This is a genomic window from Pseudoduganella sp. LjRoot289, from assembly GCF_964252925.1.
Classification (GTDB): domain Bacteria; phylum Pseudomonadota; class Gammaproteobacteria; order Burkholderiales; family Burkholderiaceae_D; genus Rugamonas.
On sequence record NZ_CAXUPN020000001.1, the window covers coordinates 3,998,244 to 4,014,387 of the forward strand.

Here is a 16,144-nt window from a genome sequence, read left to right on the forward strand (position 1 = left end):
GCGGCGCTAACGCAGAGGTACGGGGTAGCTGGCTGGACTGGCGTTGCCGTCCGTATCGATCGCCTGCACGCCGAAGTAATAATTGTCTTTCGACAGCGGGACGCGCGCTTCTGTGACGTTGCCGACAAAGGTGCTGCCCTGCCAGGCGGCCGCGCCCGTTTCGCGCCACACGATGCGGTAGCCGGCCAAATCGGGCTCGCCATTGGCTTTCCACACCAGCGCGGTGTCGTTCTCCAGTTGCGCCGTGCGCACCTGCACTTGCTGCGGGGCTGCGGGCGCCAGCGCCAGCGTGGCCAGCGCGGCGGCGTTCACCCGCGCCACCTTGGCGATGTAGCCGTAGTCGTTGTACCCGGGCATGTCGCCGATGAGCACGCCGTTTTCCGTGCGCACGTTCTGGTGCTGGTGGTTGAAGTCTTCCGCCGGTTCGGTAAACCGCAGCGCCGCGTAGCCACGCTCCAGGAAGGGCATGTGGTCGCCGCCGCGCAGGTAGCGGTCGCGCCGCTGGATGACGTTGACCTTGAAGCCCTTCACATAGCGTTCGCCATACTCCTTCACATGCCGCGCCAGCTGGCGCGATAGCGAATCGTTCTCGCCGCCGGTCTGGATCAGGGTGCGGTTGGTTTCGCTGGCCTCCTTCTCCACCGGCAGACCTTCTGCGAACAGGCGCACCTGCTTGTCGTCCACCTTGCCGTGCTCGTTGCGCGAACTGCCGATGATGTCGTTGGTGAACATGCCGGCGATGTTCAGCTTCTTCTGCCTGGCCTGCTCGGCCCAGTGCGCCGCGCCCAGCAAGCCCTGCTCTTCCGCCGCCACCGTCATGAACACCAAGGTCGCGTCGAATTTGTATTTGGACATGACACAGGCCATCTCAATGACCGCCGCCGTGCCTGAGGCGTCGTCATTGGCGCCGGGCGCCAGGCCAACGGCATCCATCACGTCGGTGTTGCGCGAGTCGTAATGGCCGCTGACGACGTAGATGCGCTCCTTCGATGCATCCTGCGTGCCGGGCAAGGTGGCCACCACGTTGACGATCTCGGTCGGACGGCTGATGCGGCGCGACACGGGCGCGATGTGGCTGTCGAATTCGACTTGCAGGTGGCCGCCGTTCTGCGCGTTGCAGCGCTCGAATTCGCTCTTGATCCAGCGCCGCGCGGCGCCGATGCCGACCGTGTCGGACTCGGTCTCGGACATCGTGTGACGGGTCTGAAAGCCGACCAGCTTGCGTATCGTCGCTTCGATGCGCTGCGGCGAAATCTCGCTGATGATCTTCTCGATCTGCGGCTGCCGGCGGGTCGTGTCCGCACTTGGTGCGGCAGCTTTAGGAGCCGGGGCGGCGGCGATGGCACTTCCTGCAGCCAGTGCGGTGACGGTGGCGATGAAGATCTTCTTGGTCTGAGCCATATCGTTGTCCTGGTTGATACAGCCTGCAATATTCTCACGAACCTCGCACACCAAGTAACCGTATTTTTGTATCGATAAGTAGCTGCTCGCGTTCGCCCCGTCGCTACAATGGCTTGCCGTTCAGCCTGACGGCACAGCCCTGGAACGGCTGCGCAAACGGTGGTTGGTTCAGCACGTAGATTTCGACCTGCCGGGTGATCTGCGGCTCGCTCCAAGTCGCGCCGCCATCGGCCGACGTGCTATGAAAAACCGCGGTCACCCGTTAATCGTTACCTCCAGTGTTGATAAGTGGCCGCTCAAATACCAGCCGCCCGCTGCGCGGCAATACCAATGAGTAGCTCAGCACCGGCATCGCGCCAATGGCCTGCAGTTGCGCGCGTATTTCGGGAGGCTGGGATTTCGTTGCTGGATATAGCAGCAGCTTGCTCGGTAACAGCGCGTCATCAAACCATTTCCTTCCCGGTTCCAAGTAGCTACCGCTGACGAGCAGCACGCCGTCGACAATGCCAATGTGGCTGCAAGCTTCAACACCAGCCGAGTGCGGGATTGACCGCGGCGGGTGTTGCGCATCTCGGCCGCCGCTTGCTTCAAACCGTATTTGCCACGACTCTTGATTCAGACGCTTCGACAAGTCGGCTGGAATGATTTCTGCCAGCGGACTCCATTCATAACGGGCCGTCAAGGTGGCCCGCCCGCCGTTCGGCAGAGCGCATTCCAACACATCCTTCCGTGGGATCGCTTGCGCCGCCGTAGCAACGCCCGCAAGCAGGCAGAATGCCAGGGGCAGCCGAACTGGCCGCAGCATCATAGTCCCCTCATCTTGGGTTCACCTTCTTGCCGTTGAGCTTGACCGCACGCCCCTGGAACGGCTGCGCGAAGGGTGGCTGGTCCAGCACATAAATTTCGGCTTGCCGGGTAATCTGTGGCTCACTCCAATTTGCACCGCCATCGGCCGACGTGCTTTGAAAGACTGCAACCACATTACGAGGTGCGCCTGGTTTTATGTCGAACAGTGCCATCTCGTAGACCAGCCGTCCGTTGCGCGGCACTATCAAAGCATAATCCAGCACCGGCATCGCCCCCATGGCCTGCAGTTGCGCGCGTATGACAGGTGGCTGAGATTTCGTTACGGGAGTAAGCAAAAGCGGTCTAGGCAGCGAAGCGTTATTAAACCATTTTCCGCTTGGTTCTAGATAACTCATATTGACAATCAGCATACCGTCGATGACGCCGACACGGCTGCACGCTTCCACACCATGGACATGCGATATGGACGTCGGCGCGCGTTGCTTACTTCGACCACCGTTAACGTCGAATTGAATCTGCCACGGCTCCTGATTCAGGCGCTCTGACACATCCGCCGGGATTATTTTTGCCAGTGGACTCCAGTCGTAAGTGGACGTTAAGGTCGCCCTTGCGCCACCAGGCAGTGCACACTCCAGCACATCTTCCCTAGGGATCGCGTGCACTGCGGTACCGAACGCACCCAGGACGCCCGCAATTGCGACGAGAACTGCTTTCTTCATCGGACTGTCCTATTTCGTCGGTGGCAATTTGCCATAGCTAGTACTGTGCTGCCCTAATGCCTTGGCGTCCATCTTGAGACTGAGCCCACGCGAAGAAGCGGGGCCAACTGTAAACGCAGAACATCGCGTACATTTTCACAAAATGTAACGATAGCAAATAAATAATATTTATTTTAAATTAGTGCTTTTATTGCAACTATCTCAATCGTGCGCGGCGGATGATTCGGTTACGATAGCCGCCCGGCGGCGGCGTGAAAAAAACCCCGCCGGCTCGCGCCGGCGGGGTTTTTAGGAGTACTGGAACTTATTTGCCGGTAGCGGCAGTCTTGTCTGCCATTTTCTCGGCCGCCTTGGCAGGCTTCTCGGCCTTGGCCGGTTTGGCGGCTGCCGCGCCCTCTTTCGACTTGCCGTTCACTTGCAGGCCCGCCTCGGACAGCTTGATGGCGTTCTTGTCGCCGATGCCTTTTACGCGCTTTTCGAAGTCGGCCCAGTCCTTGAACTCGCCGCCCTTGGTGCGCTCCTCCAGGATGGCTTTGGACTTGGCCGGGCCGATGCCCTTGATGCCGTCCAGCGCGGCCGCGTCGGCCTTGTTGACGTCTACCTGTGCAAATGCGAAGCCCATCGTCACAACCAGCGTAACCAACGCCATCAACAGTTTCTTCATCATGTCTCTCTCCAGGTGAAATAAGCGGCGGCGCGGATGCGCCACGCTCTTTCCTAAACGGCCACAACCCTTCATGGTTGACATACAAGCTTTGTGAAATATCAAGAGTTGTTGTCAACGTCCATCAAGAGTTGCCGCTGCGACGCAAGTCACCCGCCGCGTCCTGCGCCAGCCAGGCGTTGCCGCTGCTGGCCAGGAAATCGAGCGCCTGCGGCCCCTTCAGCATGGCGATGGTGGCGCAGGCACCCGCCGCCACCGTGAGCGGCGCCAGCACGCTGACCGAGCGCCAGTACGTCACGGGGTAGCCGGTGGCCGGATCGAGGATGTGGCAATAGCGTCGCCCGTCCAGTTCGAAATAGCGTTCATAGTCGCCGGACGTAGCCAGCGCACCGCTGCTCACGTCGATGGCGGCGATGGTGGCGCCCTCCCTGCGTGGGTCCTGGATGCCGATACGCCAGGGACTGCCGTCCGGCTGCGGCCCCAGCACACGCATGTCGCCGCCCAGGTTCACGTAGCCGCTGCGCACGCCTTGCGCCAGCAGCGCAGCGGCGGCGCGGTCGGCCGCGTACTCCTTGCCGAAGCCGCCGAAGTCGAGCTCCATGCCGGCCAGCGGCAGGCACACGCCGCGCGCGCTTCCGTCCGTGCCCAGCTCCACCTTGCGCCAGCCTGTCAAGGCCAGCAGCGGGGCCAGCTCGTCGGGCGCGGGTACGCGCGCCTCCTTGAAGTTCCAGGCCTTGCGCAGCACGCCGGTGGTGATGTCGAACAGGCCGCCGCTCAGCGCGAACAGCTGGTCGGCGTATTGCAGCAGGGCCCATGTTTCATCATCCAGGGGCACGGAGCTGCCGCCGGCAGCGCCGTTGATGGCGCTGACCACGCTGTCGGCCCGGTAGCGCGAATACTTGGCTTCGATGCGCCGCACTTCGTCCATGGCCGGCTGCGCCAGGGCCCGCGCCGCTTCCTCGCTGGCGGCGGGCAGCAACACCTGGCACGGACTGGCCATGGCCTGGAATTCGACTGTGTAGAGTGCGCTCAACGGGCCAGCCATTGCTTCGCATACGCTGTTGCCAGCTTTCCGCTGGGTTCTAGCCCGGCCGCGCAGGGCTGGCCAGGCGGGATCCGGCATGCCGGTGCGGCAACGACCGCCACCCGGGCCGTCAAGGCGTTCCCGCCGCGAACCAGGCCGCCAGCACGTCGCGCTCGGCCTGCGTCATGCCGGTCTGGTTGGCCCACGGCATGAACTGCGATTGCACGGCGGTGCTGAAGATCTGCCCAGAGCGGGCGCGTATCTCGGCTTCGGTGTCGAATTTGATGCCGTGCGGGGCCGGGTTGAAGCCCGCTATGGTCGGCTGCGCGGAATGGCATGGCACGCAGCGCTGCGTGATGATGGCGCGCACTTGCGGGAACAGTTGCGGCGGCACCACGACCACCGGCTTGGTCCAGCTGAACACGCCGCGCTGGCCGCTGCTGGTATTGAGCCAGCGGCCGGTCAATATGCCGGACGCCAGATTGATGCTGCCGGTCAGCGTCACACTCTGCCCTCCCGTGGTCCCCAGCGCCACGACGAAGCGTCCGCCCTCCTCCAGCTTGCCGCTGCCGCCGGCATCCTGGTTGACCAGGTGGCCATACAAGGTCATATTGCCATCGGCGGCGACCGTGATGCCTATCGCCCCCCGGTCATCGCCACTCACCGTTACCTCATAGTAGCCCGCGTATTCGGCGATGGCATAGGCGGGCCAGGCGCTGCCCCAGGGCATGAATTCGACGCCGGTGCTGATGTCGGGCAGCACCAGGGCGATGTTTTCGGGCGAGTCCGAGAATTGCGCCAGCACGCCGGCGCGCGTCAGCCGCGCATTGTCGAGATTACCCACATGGAATGCCAGGCCGCCGGCATCCGGGGCGCGCCCCAGCACGTTGGCATACAACAAGGTAACGAAGTCGGTATTGCTCAGCGTGCCATAGGTGTCGATGAATTCCTGGCTGCCGACAAAGCTGGCCGCCACGTCGACCAGCGAGGCGCCGTTGTCCAGCGAGTTGATATGGAAGCCGAGCCCGATGAAGTCCGGCTTGCGCTTGAATGCGGCCTGGTACAGCCTGTACGCTTGGCCCGCGCTGCCATCCAGGTCGAAGCCCAGCGCCGTGTCGCCAAAGCGCAGACGGCTGTTGGCGGCCACTTGCTGGGTGGCGCCGCTGAGGATGTCGGTGACGGTGTAGCCGCCGGCCGATGCGGCGACGGTGTATTGATTGCGGTAGCCGCTGAACGTGATGAAAGGCGCGGCCGCGCCCATGACCGCCGTGGCGGCCATGCGCGGGGGACTGGCGGGTGCCGGCTGCTCGTCGCCCCCGCAGGCGGCCAGCAAGACCAGGATAGCACTGCAGCAGAGGCGGTTTGCCTTCATGACACTCACTCGTTGAGGAACGCGTGCTTACATCTTAGTCATGTGCGCACACTCTGGCAACCGTCGGCATCAGCCGAACAATTCCTCCCGGGTCACCGTGGCCGTGCCCAGCTTGCCGACCACGATGCCGCCGGCACGGTTGGCGGTCTGCACCGCCTCGTTCCAGCCCGCGCCCGCGCCCAGCATGGCTGCCATGGTGGCGATCACGGTGTCGCCCGCGCCGGACACGTCGAACACTTCGCGCGCGGCGGCCGGGATGTGGAACACTTCCTTCTCGGTAAACAGGGTCATGCCCTCTTCCGAGCGGGTCAGCAGCAAGGCGTCCAGTTTCAGCTCGGCGCGCAGGTTCTGCGCCTTGGTGGTCAGTTGCGCCTCGCTGCTCCAGCCGCCGGCGATGTGGCGGAACTCGGACTTGTTCGGCGTCAGCACGGTGGCGCCGGCGTAGCGCGCGAAGTCGTCGCCTTTCGGGTCGACCATCACCACTTTGCCGGCCGCGCGGCCCGCGACGACCATGTCGGCCACGTTGACCAGGCTGCCCTTGGCGTAGTCGGACAGGATGATGACGTCGTAGCCGGCCAGCAGCGCCTTGTACTGCACCAGCTTGTTGCGCAGCACGGTGTCGCTGGGCGGCTCTTCGAAGTCGATGCGCAGCATCTGCTGCTGGCGGCCGATGACGCGCAGCTTGATGATGGTGGAGATCGCCTCGTCGCGCTTCAGGTAGCTGTGGATGCCGCCGGTGTGCAGCAACTGCTCGACCTGATCGCCCGCCTCGTCGGCGCCGACCACGCCCAGCAGGCCGGCGTGCGCACCCAGGGCGGCGGCGTTGCGCGCCACGTTGGCGGCGCCGCCCAGGCGCGCTTCGCGCTTCTCGATGCGCACGATGGGCACCGGCGCTTCCGGCGAAATGCGGCTGACGTCGCCGAACCAGTAGCGGTCCAGCATGACGTCGCCGACGACGAGGATGCGGACTTTGTCCAGCGCGGGGGCTTGATAGGTGGTGATGGAAGTGGTCATGGCGCCTTCATTCTTTGCTGCTAATTCATTACGTTCATTTCTTCGGTGCGGCGCGGCGGGTAGGATTCCCACTTGCTGCAGCCCGGGCAGTGCCAGTAGTACTGCTTGGCCTTGAAGCCGCAGTTGCCGCACTGGTAGCGCGCCAGCTTCTGGGTGTAGCCGTGCACCAGGCCCTTGACCATGGACAGCTCGGACAGCAGCGCGGCGGGCGCGTCCATCATGCGCGCTTCCAGCAGCTTGTCCAGGCCCAGCAGGGTCGGCGTGCGGCGCAGCTCGGCCGAGACCAGCTCCTTGGCCGCATCCACGCCCTCGAGCTCGATGACGGCCTTGAACACCACTTCCAGCAGATCGATGGACGAGGCCTGTTCCAGGTAGGACTTCAGCAGGCTGACGCCTTCCTGCGGCCGGCCGACCTTGCGGTAGCCGTCCATGATGCGCTGCGCCACCAGGGCCACGTGCGGCACGCTTTGCTGCTCCACGCGGCGCCAGGTCGCCAGCGCCGCTTCCACGTCGCCCTGCGCCAGCTGCGCGTCGCCCACCAGGATGGTGGCGCGCACGCTGGTGCGGTCGGCCTGCAATGCCTGCTCGAGCAGCTGCAGCGCCTCTTCCGGATGGATGTGGACCAGTGCATCCTGCGCCATTTCACAGTAGAACTGCGAGATTTCCTTCTGGCGCGCGCCGGCGCCCGACTCCTGCAGGCCGACCGCCGCTTCGATCGCGCGCGGCCATTCCTTCTCGCGCTGGAAAATCTCCAGCAGCGAGCGGCGCGCCTGCACGCCGTACTGGGTGTCGACCAGGCGCTTGAAGGTTTCCTCGGCGCGGTCCAGCAGGCCGGCCTTCAGGTAGTCCATGCCCAGTTCGAATTCGGCGTGCGCCTTTTGCTCGGCCGGCAAGTCCGGGCGCGACAGCAGGTTCTGGTGCACACGGATGGCGCGCTCGGTCTCGCCGCGGCGACGGAACAGATTGCCCAGCGCGAAGTGCATGTCCGCCGTTTCCGGATCCAGGCGCACGATCTCGATGAAGGCGTCGATCGCCTTGTCGGGCTGGTCGTTGAGCAGGAAGTTCAAGCCCTTGAAATAGCCGCGCGGTAAAGTCCGCGACTCGGACACCAGCTGGCGGATGTCCACCCGCGCGGCGACCCAGCCCAGGCCGAAGAAGATGGGCATGCCCAATAACCACCAGAGTTCGAATTCCATGCTTTTTATCGTTGATTACTGCTGAGTATTCACGCTGTCCGGCTGCGGCTGGGCATTGACCTGCAAGGCCGTCGTTTGCAGCGTCTGGATGGTGGATTTTTGTTTGGTCGCTTCGCGCCGGTGGCGGAATACGGTGGGGGTGAGCGCAAGCACGCCGAGGAAGGCGCCGGCGGCAAAAAAGCCGAGCAGCATCAGCACCAGGGGGCCGCGTAATTCGTAGTTCAGGAACAGCACCAGATCGACTTCCTGCGTATTTTTCAGCGCGAAGCCGAAGAACAGGACGAACAGGATAAAACCAAAAACAGTGGAAACAATTTTCATTCGCCAGCTTCCCGTTTCAAAAAAAAACGGCATCCAGGGACGCCGCTCTTTTACATCAGCCGGAACAGGTTCGCACCCGCCCCGGCTACCGTCATGTAGACGCTCAGTCCTCGATGATCGGCTGACCGACCATCGCGTCGACACGCTCGCGCAACTGCTTGCCCGGCTTGAAGTGGGGCACCCGTTTTTCAGGCACCATCACCTTGTCGCCGGACTTCGGATTGCGGCCGATGCGGGGCGGCCTGCTGTTCAGCGAAAAGCTGCCGAAGCCGCGGATCTCGATGCGCTGGCCGCTCGCCAAAGCGCCGGTCATGGCATCGAGTATCGTCTTGACGGCGTACTCCGCATCCTTGGCCACCAGCTGAGAATAGCGCTCAGCCAGGCGGTTGATCAACTCGGACTTGGTCATCTACTTGTCGTCGTCTTAGTTCTTGCTTAGTTCTTATTGTCGAACTTGGCTTTCAGCAGTGCGCCCAGGCTGGTGGTGCCCGAAGCTGCGCTGCTGTCGACCGATGCCATCTTCTGCATGGCTTCTGCAGTTTCAGCACTGTCTTTAGCTTTGATCGACAGCTGGATCGAACGTGCTTTACGGTCGATGTTGATGACCAGCGCTTCAACAGCGTCGCCAACCTTCAGGTGCGTGCCGGCATCTTCCACGCGGTCGCGGGAGATTTCGGAAGCGCGCAGGTAGCCTTCAACTTCTTCCGACAGCTGGATCACGGCGCCCTTAGGCTCAACCGATTTAACGGTACCGTTAACCATCGAACCTTTGTCGTTCATGGCTGCGAAGTTGTTGAACGGGTCGCCTTCCAGCTGCTTGACGCCCAGGGAAACGCGCTCGCGCTCAACGTCGATGGCCAGAACAACGGCTTCCAGTTCGTCACCCTTCTTGAACTTGCGCACGGCTTCTTCGCCGGACTCGGTCCACGACAGGTCGGACAGGTGCACCAGGCCGTCGATGTTGCCAGCCAGACCGATGAACACGCCGAAGTCGGTGATCGACTTGATGGCGCCACGGACTTTATCGCCCTTCTTGTGGGTTACGCCGAAGTCATCCCATGGATTTGCTTTGCACTGCTTCATGCCCAGCGAAATACGGCGACGCTCTTCGTCGATCTCCAGAACCATCACTTCTACTTCGTCGCCCAGCTGGACAACTTTGTTCGGAGCGACGTTCTTGTTGGTCCAGTCCATTTCGGAAACGTGAACCAGGCCTTCGATGCCCTGTTCCACTTCAACGAACGCGCCGTAGTCGGTCAGGTTCGTTACTTTACCGAACAGACGGGTACCCTGTGGGTAACGACGGGACAGACCGGTCCAAGGATCGTCGCCCAGCTGCTTCACGCCCAGCGAAACGCGGTTCTTTTCCTGATCGTACTTCAGGACTTTCGCGGTGATCTCTTGGCCAACGGTCAGCACTTCCGACGGGTGACGCACACGACGCCATGCCAGGTCGGTGATGTGCAGCAGGCCGTCGATGCCGCCCAGGTCCACGAACGCGCCGTAGTCGGTGATGTTTTTCACAACGCCGGTCACTACCGTGCCTTCTTTCAGCGTTTCCATCAGTTTCTGACGCTCTTCGCCCATCGAAGCTTCGATGACGGCGCGGCGGGACAGAACGACGTTGTTACGCTTGCGGTCCAGTTTGATAACCTTGAATTCGAGGGTCTTGCCTTCGAATGGGGTGGTGTCTTTGACAGGACGGGTGTCCACCAGCGAACCTGGCAGGAACGCGCGGATGCCGTTGGTCAGAACGGTCAGGCCGCCCTTGACTTTGCCATTGACGGTACCGACGACGATTTCGCCGGATTCCATTGCTTTTTCCAGAGCCAGCCACGAAGCCAGACGCTTGGCTTTGTCGCGCGACAGGATGGTATCGCCGAAACCGTTTTCCAGCGATTCGATGGCCACGGAAACGAAGTCGCCTACTTTGACTTCCAGTTCGCCCTGGTCATTCTTGAATTCTTCAACAGGGATGAAAGCTTCCGATTTCAGGCCGGCGTTTACGATCACGAAGTTGTGATCCAGACGAACGACTTCAGCGGAGATCACTTCGCCGGAACGCATGTCCTGACGGGACAACGATTCCTCAAAGAGGGCTGCGAAACTTTCCATATTAGACATAGTACTTCCATGTTAGCCAGTAAGACCCGCACGATGCGGCTTCAACTGGGTTAGGGTTAATAAACTGCCAAGGCACTCAGAGCTTGCCCGGCAACCAACTATCTCCCGATGGCCGCATGCCATTGCAGCACCTGCGTTACCGCTTCATCCACGGTCATAAACGAGGTGTCAAGGACATGCGCCCCCTCTGCGGGGACCAGCGGCGCGATGGCCCGGTTTGTATCCCGGTCATCCCTTGCCTTCAAATCCATCAGTAGGTCTTCCATCTTAGCAGAAAACCCCTTAGCTATCAATTGCTTATATCGGCGTTCCGCACGGGCCTGCACGCTGGCGGTCAAAAACACCTTCATGGTCGCGTTCGGAAAGATCACGGTGCCCATGTCGCGCCCGTCCGCCACCAGGCCGGGCGCCTTGCGGAAGCTCAGTTGCAGGCCGAACAGGGCTTGGCGCACCGCCGGGAAGGCGGCGATTTTCGATGCCGTGTTGCCAACGTCTTCCTGCCGGATGTCGTCGGTGACGTTTTCATGCGACAGAAACACCGCGTCGCCGGTGAAGCTGATGTGCAGGTGCTCGGCCAGCTTGGCCAGCGCATGCTCGTCGGTGAGGCTGGTGCCGCGGCGGATCGCCTGCAGCGCGGTCAAACGGTAGAGTGCGCCCGAGTCCAGCAGGTGGAAGCCGAGGTGGTCGGCGACCTTGTGTGCGACGGTGCCCTTGCCGGATGCGGTAGGGCCGTCGATGGTGATCACTGGTATGGGGGATGTCGGCATAGAGTCGGTATCGTTAGGGCCAGGGCCATGTCGTCCTCGCGGCAGCGGGGACCCATGCTGAGCCGGCTACGGATGCTCGGCATGGGTTCCCGCCTGCGCGGGAACGACACGGGCTCAAAACAGGTTGTCGTGCGCAATACCGGCGAAGGCGGCGAAATAGTCCGGGAAGGTCTTCGCCACGCATTTCGGGTCGTTGATGCGCACATTATTGCCTCGACGCAACGCGCCGTCCAGCGAAGCGAGCGAAAAGCACATCGCCATGCGGTGGTCGTCATAGGTGTCGATGGCGGCGCTGCCGATCACGGCCGGCGGCGTCACCTTCAGGTAGTCTGCGCCCTCCTCCACTTCGGCGCCCAGCTTGCGCAGCTCGGTGGCCATGGCGGCGATGCGGTCGGTTTCCTTCACGCGCCAGCTGGCGATGTTGCGCAAGGTGGTGGTGCCGTCGGCGTACAGCGCGGCCACGGCGATGGTCATCGCGGCGTCCGGAATGTGGTTGAAGTCCATGTCGATGGCCTTCAGCGGGCCGGCCGACTTGGCCTCGATCCAGTTGTCGCCCATGGTGATCTGCACACCCATCTGCTCGAGCGCCTGCGCGAAGCGCACGTCGCCCTGGATGGAATCGCGGCCCACGCCTTCCACGCGCACCGGGCCGCCGGCGATCGCGCCGGCGGCCAGGAAGTAGGACGCGGACGAGGCGTCGCCCTCGACGTGGATGGTGCCGGGGCTCTTGTAGTTCTGGCCGGCCTGCACCGTGAACGAGGCCCAGCCGTCCTGCTCCACCGTCACGCCGAAGCGGCGCATCAGGTTCAGCGTGATCTGGATGTAGGGCTTGGAAATCAGCTCGCCCACCACATCGATGGTGACGGCATGGCCGCGCGCCATCAGCGGCGCCACCATCAGCAGCGCGGTCAGGAACTGGCTGGACACGTCGCCGCGCACCGACATGCGCTGGGCCGTCAGGTGGCCTTTGCGGATGTGCAGCGGCGGGAAGCCGGCGTTGCCCGTGTATTCGATCTGCGCGCCGACGGCGTTGAGCGCGTCGACCAGGTCGCCGATCGGGCGCTCGTGCATGCGGCTCACGCCGTGCAGCGTGTAGTCGCCGCCGATCACGGCCAGCGCCGCCGTCAGCGGACGGATGGCGGTGCCGGCGTTGCCCATGAAGAGGTCGGCCTTGTGGTTGGGGAACTGCCCGCCGCCGCCGGTCACATGGTGCACCTGGTGCAGCGTGGCGGGCGCGGTCTGCTCGTCCTGGGTCCAGTGGATGCCCAGTTCGTGCAGCGCGTTCAGCATCACCAGCGTGTCGTCCGATGCCAGCAGGTCGACGATGGTGGTCTCGCCTTCGGCCAGCGCGGCCAGCAGCAGGATGCGGTTGGAGATCGATTTCGAACCCGGCAGCCGCACCACGCCTTCAACGTGCATGACCGGCTTGAGGTCGATATGTTCCGGGTATTTTTGCTGCGTCATGCCATGTCCTTTTTGCTTACTCAGCTTTGTCTTGTGCGGGCGGCGTCTCGGCCGCCTCGATAGTCGCGATCCAGCGCTCGCGCGCGTGCCGGGCGTTGCCGTATACCGCCTCGAGGGCGGCGCCGTCGCCGGCGGCCAGTTGCGCGCGCAGCGTGGTCAATTGTGCCAGATAAGCATCCAGTTCCGTCAGCAGCGCGGCCTGGTTGGCCAGGCTGATGTCGCGCCACATTTCCGGCGACGAGCCGGCGATGCGGGTGAAATCGCGGAAGCCGCTGGCGGCGTACTGGAACAGCAGATCGGCGTGCGGCTTGTGGGCGATGTCGTCCACCAGTGCGTAAGCCAGCAAATGGGGCAAATGGCTGACGGCGGCGAACACTTTGTCGTGTTCTTCCGGCGAGAGGCGATGGATCACAGCGCCGCAGGCACGCCAGGCGGCGGCCACCAGCTCCACGTCCGCGTCGGCGTTTTCGGCCAGCGGCGTGAGCACTACTTTCTTGCCTTGATACAGATTCGGGATGGCCGCGTCGGGGCCGTTGGTTTCGCGGCCGGCGATGGGGTGGCCGGGCACGAAGCGCCCCGACTTCGAGCCCAGCGCGGCGCGCGCGGCGACCGTCACGTCGGCCTTGGTGCTGCCGGCGTCGGTGAGCACGGTGTGCGGATCCAGGTGCGGCAGCAGGGCCGCCAGGATGGCGCCGGTCTGCGCCACGGGGGCGGCCAGCAGCACCAGGTCGGCGCCCTGCACGGCGCTGGCGATATCGCCGCCGATCTCGTCGATGATGCCCAGTTCCAGCGCCCGCTGCAGCGCCACTTGGGAGCGGTCCATGCCGACGATGCTGCGCACGGCGCCGGCCTGCTTCAGCGCCCGCGCAAACGAGCCGCCGATCAGGCCGATGCCGAATACGACTACTTTATTCAGCATCATCTGTCGCTCCCGTGTGGAAGGGGAGCAATGCTGTCGCCCTCGCGCAAGCGGGGGCCCATGCTGCGCATGCACGCCCGCGCCGTATGAATTCCCGCGTTCGCGGCGGTCCGCCGATGCGGAACGACAAGGTGCGGCGGTTCATCATTCCGCCGCCAGCGCCTTTTGCAGCGCGGAGATCAGGATGGCGTTTTCCTGCGGCAGGCCGATGGAAATGCGCAGCCACTCGGGCAAGCCGTAGTTGCCGACCGGGCGTACGATCACGCCCTGCTTCAGCAGCGCCAGGTTGACGCGCGCGCCGGCCGCCAGGTCCTTGCCGACCTTGACCAGCACGAAATTGCCGAACGAGGGCACGTACTCCAGCCCCATCTGCTGGAACGCTTCGACGAACTGCTCGTAGCCGGCGGCGTTGTTGCGCGCGCCGCGCTCCAGGAATTCCTTGTCGTTCAGCGCGGCGACGGCGGCGGCTTGCGCCAGCGAATTCACATTGAACGGCTGGCGGATGCGGTTCATCAAATCCGTCAGCGCCGGCTGGGCGATGGCGAAGCCGACGCGCAGTCCTGCCAGGCCGTACGCCTTCGAGAAGGTGCGCGACACCAGCAGGTTAGGATACTGCTTCACCCAGGCGGCGGACTCGTACTGGTTTTCCGGCGACAGGAATTCGTTGTAGGCCTCGTCCAGCACCACCACCACGTTGGCCGGGACCTTCTTCAGGAAAGCTTCGATGTCGGCGGCGCCGATGAAGGTGCCGGTCGGGTTGTTCGGGTTGGCGATGAAGACCAGGCGGGTATCGGCGTCGATGGCGGCGGCCATGGCGTCCAGGTCGTGGCCGTAATCCCTGGCGGGCACCACGATGGCGCGCGCACCGACGCCCTGCGTGGCCAGCGCGTACACCGCGAACGAGTACTGCGCGTAGACGATGGCCTGGCCGCGCTCGACGAAAGCGTGGGCGGCGATTTCCAGGATGTCGTTGCTGCCGTTGCCCAGCGTGATCCAGTCGGCCGGCACGTCGTAGCGTTCGGCCAGCGCCGCCTTCAGTTCGAAGCCGTTGGCGTCCGGGTAGCGTCCCAGGTCCGCAGCGGCGGCGGCCATCGCGGCCTTGGCCGACTCCGGCACGCCGAACGGGTTTTCATTGGACGCCAGCTTGACGATGGCGTCCTCGTCGAGGCCGAACTCGCGCGCCACTTCGGAGATGGGCTTGCCAGCCTGGTAAGGAGCGATGGCGCGGACGTATTCAGGACCGAAATTCTTAGGCATAAAAAATTCTCAACTGGTTAAGTCAGGCTGACCGGGTAGGAACCCAGCACCTTGAAGAACGCGGCCTGGTCTTTCAATTCGGCCAGGGCCTGGGCGACGGCGGCGTCGTTCACATGGCCGTCCACGTCGACGTAGAAATAGTATTCCCAGGTGCCGATGCGGGCCGGGCGCGATTCGAAGCGCGTCATCGACACGCCGTGCCTGGCCAGCGGCGCAAGCAGCTGGTACACCGCGCCGGCCTTGTTCGGCACTGCCAGCACCAGCGATGTGTGGTCGCGGCCCGATGGCAGCGTTTGCAGGTGGCCGATGACGGCGAAGCGGGTGCGGTTGTGCGGATCGTCCTGGATATGGCCCTTGACCACGCCCAGCTTGTACTGCGTGCCCGCCATTTCACTGGCGATGGCCGCCACACTGGCGTCGTCGCCGGCCATGCGCGCCGCTTCCGCGTTGGAGGCGACCGCGCGGCGTTCGATGTTCGGGTAGTTCTGGTTCAGCCACACCTGGCACTGCGCCAGCGCCTGCGAGTGCGCGCAGATCACCTGCACGCCGTCCATGGAGCCGGTCTTGCTCATCAGGCTGTGGTGCACCGCGATGGCCACTTCGCCGCTGATCAGGGTGGTGGTGGCCAGCATCAGGTCCAGGGTGCGGTTGATGGCGCCCTCGGACGAGTTCTCGACCGGCACCACGCCGAAATCGGCGGTGCCGGCCTCGGTGGCGCGGAACACTTCGTCGATCGAGGCGCAAGGCAGGCCTTCGACGGCGCTGCCGAACTGCTGGTACACGGCCTGTTCGCTGAAGGTGCCGACCGGGCCGAGATAGGCCACGGTGACGCGCTTTTCCAGCGCGCGGCAAGCCGACATGATTTCGCGGAAGATGGTCTGCACGTCGGTGGCGACCATGGGGCCGGGGTTGCGGTCGGCCACGCCGCGCAGCACCTGGGCCTCGCGTTCGGGGCGGAACACCGGCGCGTTGGTCTCGGCCTTCACGTGGCCGACTTCCTGCGCCACTTTGGCGCGCTGGTTCAACAAGGAGAGGATCTGCGCGTCAATCGCGTCGATCTGCTCGCGCAGGGGTTTCAGTTTATCTGTCATGTCC

General features: G+C 63.6%; 16 protein-coding genes. All 16 read right to left on the reverse strand.

Annotated elements, in window-relative coordinates; genetic code table 11:
- Positions 1–6: 6 nt before the first annotated feature.
- The gene (locus ACSQ8Y_RS17030; RefSeq protein WP_436267620.1) at positions 7–1,401 is read right to left on the reverse strand and encodes a M28 family peptidase; all 1,395 of its coding nucleotides are present in this window, start codon (positions 1,399–1,401) and stop codon (positions 7–9) included.
- Between the two features lie 262 nt (positions 1,402–1,663).
- On the reverse strand, positions 1,664–2,209 hold the full coding sequence (locus ACSQ8Y_RS17035; protein ID WP_436267621.1) for a hypothetical protein: 546 nt from the start codon (positions 2,207–2,209) through the stop codon (positions 1,664–1,666).
- A 7-nt stretch (positions 2,210–2,216) separates the two neighbouring features.
- The gene (locus ACSQ8Y_RS17040; RefSeq protein ID WP_436267622.1) at positions 2,217–2,927 is read right to left on the reverse strand and encodes a hypothetical protein; all 711 of its coding nucleotides are present in this window, start codon (positions 2,925–2,927) and stop codon (positions 2,217–2,219) included.
- Between the two features lie 304 nt (positions 2,928–3,231).
- Complete coding sequence (locus ACSQ8Y_RS17045) at positions 3,232–3,594, reverse strand: ComEA family DNA-binding protein (RefSeq protein WP_436267623.1); 363 nt, start codon at positions 3,592–3,594, stop codon at positions 3,232–3,234.
- A 121-nt stretch (positions 3,595–3,715) separates the two neighbouring features.
- Positions 3,716–4,624 carry an FAD:protein FMN transferase gene (locus ACSQ8Y_RS17050; RefSeq protein ID WP_436267624.1) on the reverse strand — a complete coding sequence of 303 codons (909 nt, stop codon included), beginning with the start codon at positions 4,622–4,624 and terminating at the stop codon, positions 3,716–3,718.
- A 121-nt stretch (positions 4,625–4,745) separates the two neighbouring features.
- Positions 4,746–5,987: a DUF4214 domain-containing protein gene (locus ACSQ8Y_RS17055; RefSeq protein WP_436267625.1), complete on the reverse strand. Its 1,242-nt coding sequence runs from the start codon at positions 5,985–5,987 to the stop codon at positions 4,746–4,748.
- Positions 5,988–6,056: 69 nt separating this feature from the next.
- Positions 6,057–7,001, reverse strand: a complete 945-nt coding sequence (rfaE1, locus tag ACSQ8Y_RS17060; protein ID WP_436267626.1) for a D-glycero-beta-D-manno-heptose-7-phosphate kinase — start codon at positions 6,999–7,001, stop codon at positions 6,057–6,059.
- Between the two features lie 20 nt (positions 7,002–7,021).
- Positions 7,022–8,197 (reverse strand): lipopolysaccharide assembly protein LapB, encoded by a 1,176-nt coding sequence (gene lapB / locus ACSQ8Y_RS17065; RefSeq protein WP_436267627.1) that lies wholly within the window; start codon positions 8,195–8,197, stop codon positions 7,022–7,024.
- Between the two features lie 15 nt (positions 8,198–8,212).
- On the reverse strand, positions 8,213–8,518 hold the full coding sequence (locus ACSQ8Y_RS17070) for a LapA family protein (protein ID WP_436267628.1): 306 nt from the start codon (positions 8,516–8,518) through the stop codon (positions 8,213–8,215).
- 103 nt (positions 8,519–8,621) lie between these two features.
- Entirely contained in the window at positions 8,622–8,927 is a 306-nt protein-coding gene (locus ACSQ8Y_RS17075; RefSeq protein WP_436267629.1) for an integration host factor subunit beta, read from the reverse strand.
- 26 nt (positions 8,928–8,953) lie between these two features.
- Positions 8,954–10,633 (reverse strand): 30S ribosomal protein S1, encoded by a 1,680-nt coding sequence (rpsA, locus tag ACSQ8Y_RS17080; RefSeq protein ID WP_436269850.1) that lies wholly within the window; start codon positions 10,631–10,633, stop codon positions 8,954–8,956.
- A gap of 107 nt (positions 10,634–10,740) precedes the next feature.
- Positions 10,741–11,409 carry a (d)CMP kinase gene (gene cmk, locus ACSQ8Y_RS17085; RefSeq protein ID WP_436267630.1) on the reverse strand — a complete coding sequence of 223 codons (669 nt, stop codon included), beginning with the start codon at positions 11,407–11,409 and terminating at the stop codon, positions 10,741–10,743.
- Between the two features lie 114 nt (positions 11,410–11,523).
- Positions 11,524–12,873: a 3-phosphoshikimate 1-carboxyvinyltransferase gene (gene aroA / locus ACSQ8Y_RS17090; RefSeq protein WP_436267631.1), complete on the reverse strand. Its 1,350-nt coding sequence runs from the start codon at positions 12,871–12,873 to the stop codon at positions 11,524–11,526.
- Between the two features lie 16 nt (positions 12,874–12,889).
- Positions 12,890–13,792, reverse strand: coding sequence for a prephenate dehydrogenase (locus ACSQ8Y_RS17095; protein ID WP_436269851.1), 903 nt, complete (start codon positions 13,790–13,792; stop codon positions 12,890–12,892).
- A gap of 144 nt (positions 13,793–13,936) precedes the next feature.
- The gene (gene hisC / locus ACSQ8Y_RS17100) at positions 13,937–15,049 is read right to left on the reverse strand and encodes a histidinol-phosphate transaminase (protein ID WP_436267632.1); all 1,113 of its coding nucleotides are present in this window, start codon (positions 15,047–15,049) and stop codon (positions 13,937–13,939) included.
- A 17-nt stretch (positions 15,050–15,066) separates the two neighbouring features.
- Entirely contained in the window at positions 15,067–16,140 is a 1,074-nt protein-coding gene (gene pheA, locus ACSQ8Y_RS17105) for a prephenate dehydratase (protein WP_436267633.1), read from the reverse strand.
- Between the last annotated feature and the right edge of the window lie 4 nt (positions 16,141–16,144).

What these genes read in the sequence shown, in the direction of transcription:
- ACSQ8Y_RS17030 (WP_436267620.1), bottom strand. Translation starts at nt 1,401, where the DNA reads ATGGCTCAGACCAAGAAGATCTTCATCGCCACCGTCACCGCACTGGCT.
- ACSQ8Y_RS17035 (WP_436267621.1), bottom strand. Translation starts at nt 2,209, where the DNA reads ATGATGCTGCGGCCAGTTCGGCTGCCCCTGGCATTCTGCCTGCTTGCG.
- ACSQ8Y_RS17040 (WP_436267622.1), bottom strand. Translation starts at nt 2,927, where the DNA reads ATGAAGAAAGCAGTTCTCGTCGCAATTGCGGGCGTCCTGGGTGCGTTC.
- ACSQ8Y_RS17045 (WP_436267623.1), bottom strand. Translation starts at nt 3,594, where the DNA reads ATGATGAAGAAACTGTTGATGGCGTTGGTTACGCTGGTTGTGACGATG.
- ACSQ8Y_RS17055 (WP_436267625.1), bottom strand. Translation starts at nt 5,987, where the DNA reads ATGAAGGCAAACCGCCTCTGCTGCAGTGCTATCCTGGTCTTGCTGGCC.
- rfaE1 (WP_436267626.1), bottom strand. Translation starts at nt 7,001, where the DNA reads ATGACCACTTCCATCACCACCTATCAAGCCCCCGCGCTGGACAAAGTC.
- lapB (WP_436267627.1), bottom strand. Translation starts at nt 8,197, where the DNA reads ATGGAATTCGAACTCTGGTGGTTATTGGGCATGCCCATCTTCTTCGGC.
- ACSQ8Y_RS17070 (WP_436267628.1), bottom strand. Translation starts at nt 8,518, where the DNA reads ATGAAAATTGTTTCCACTGTTTTTGGTTTTATCCTGTTCGTCCTGTTC.
- ACSQ8Y_RS17075 (WP_436267629.1), bottom strand. Translation starts at nt 8,927, where the DNA reads ATGACCAAGTCCGAGTTGATCAACCGCCTGGCTGAGCGCTATTCTCAG.
- rpsA (WP_436269850.1), bottom strand. Translation starts at nt 10,633, where the DNA reads ATGGAAAGTTTCGCAGCCCTCTTTGAGGAATCGTTGTCCCGTCAGGAC.
- cmk (WP_436267630.1), bottom strand. Translation starts at nt 11,409, where the DNA reads ATGCCGACATCCCCCATACCAGTGATCACCATCGACGGCCCTACCGCA.
- aroA (WP_436267631.1), bottom strand. Translation starts at nt 12,873, where the DNA reads ATGACGCAGCAAAAATACCCGGAACATATCGACCTCAAGCCGGTCATG.
- ACSQ8Y_RS17095 (WP_436269851.1), bottom strand. Translation starts at nt 13,792, where the DNA reads ATGCTGAATAAAGTAGTCGTATTCGGCATCGGCCTGATCGGCGGCTCG.
- hisC (WP_436267632.1), bottom strand. Translation starts at nt 15,049, where the DNA reads ATGCCTAAGAATTTCGGTCCTGAATACGTCCGCGCCATCGCTCCTTAC.
- pheA (WP_436267633.1), bottom strand. Translation starts at nt 16,140, where the DNA reads ATGACAGATAAACTGAAACCCCTGCGCGAGCAGATCGACGCGATTGAC.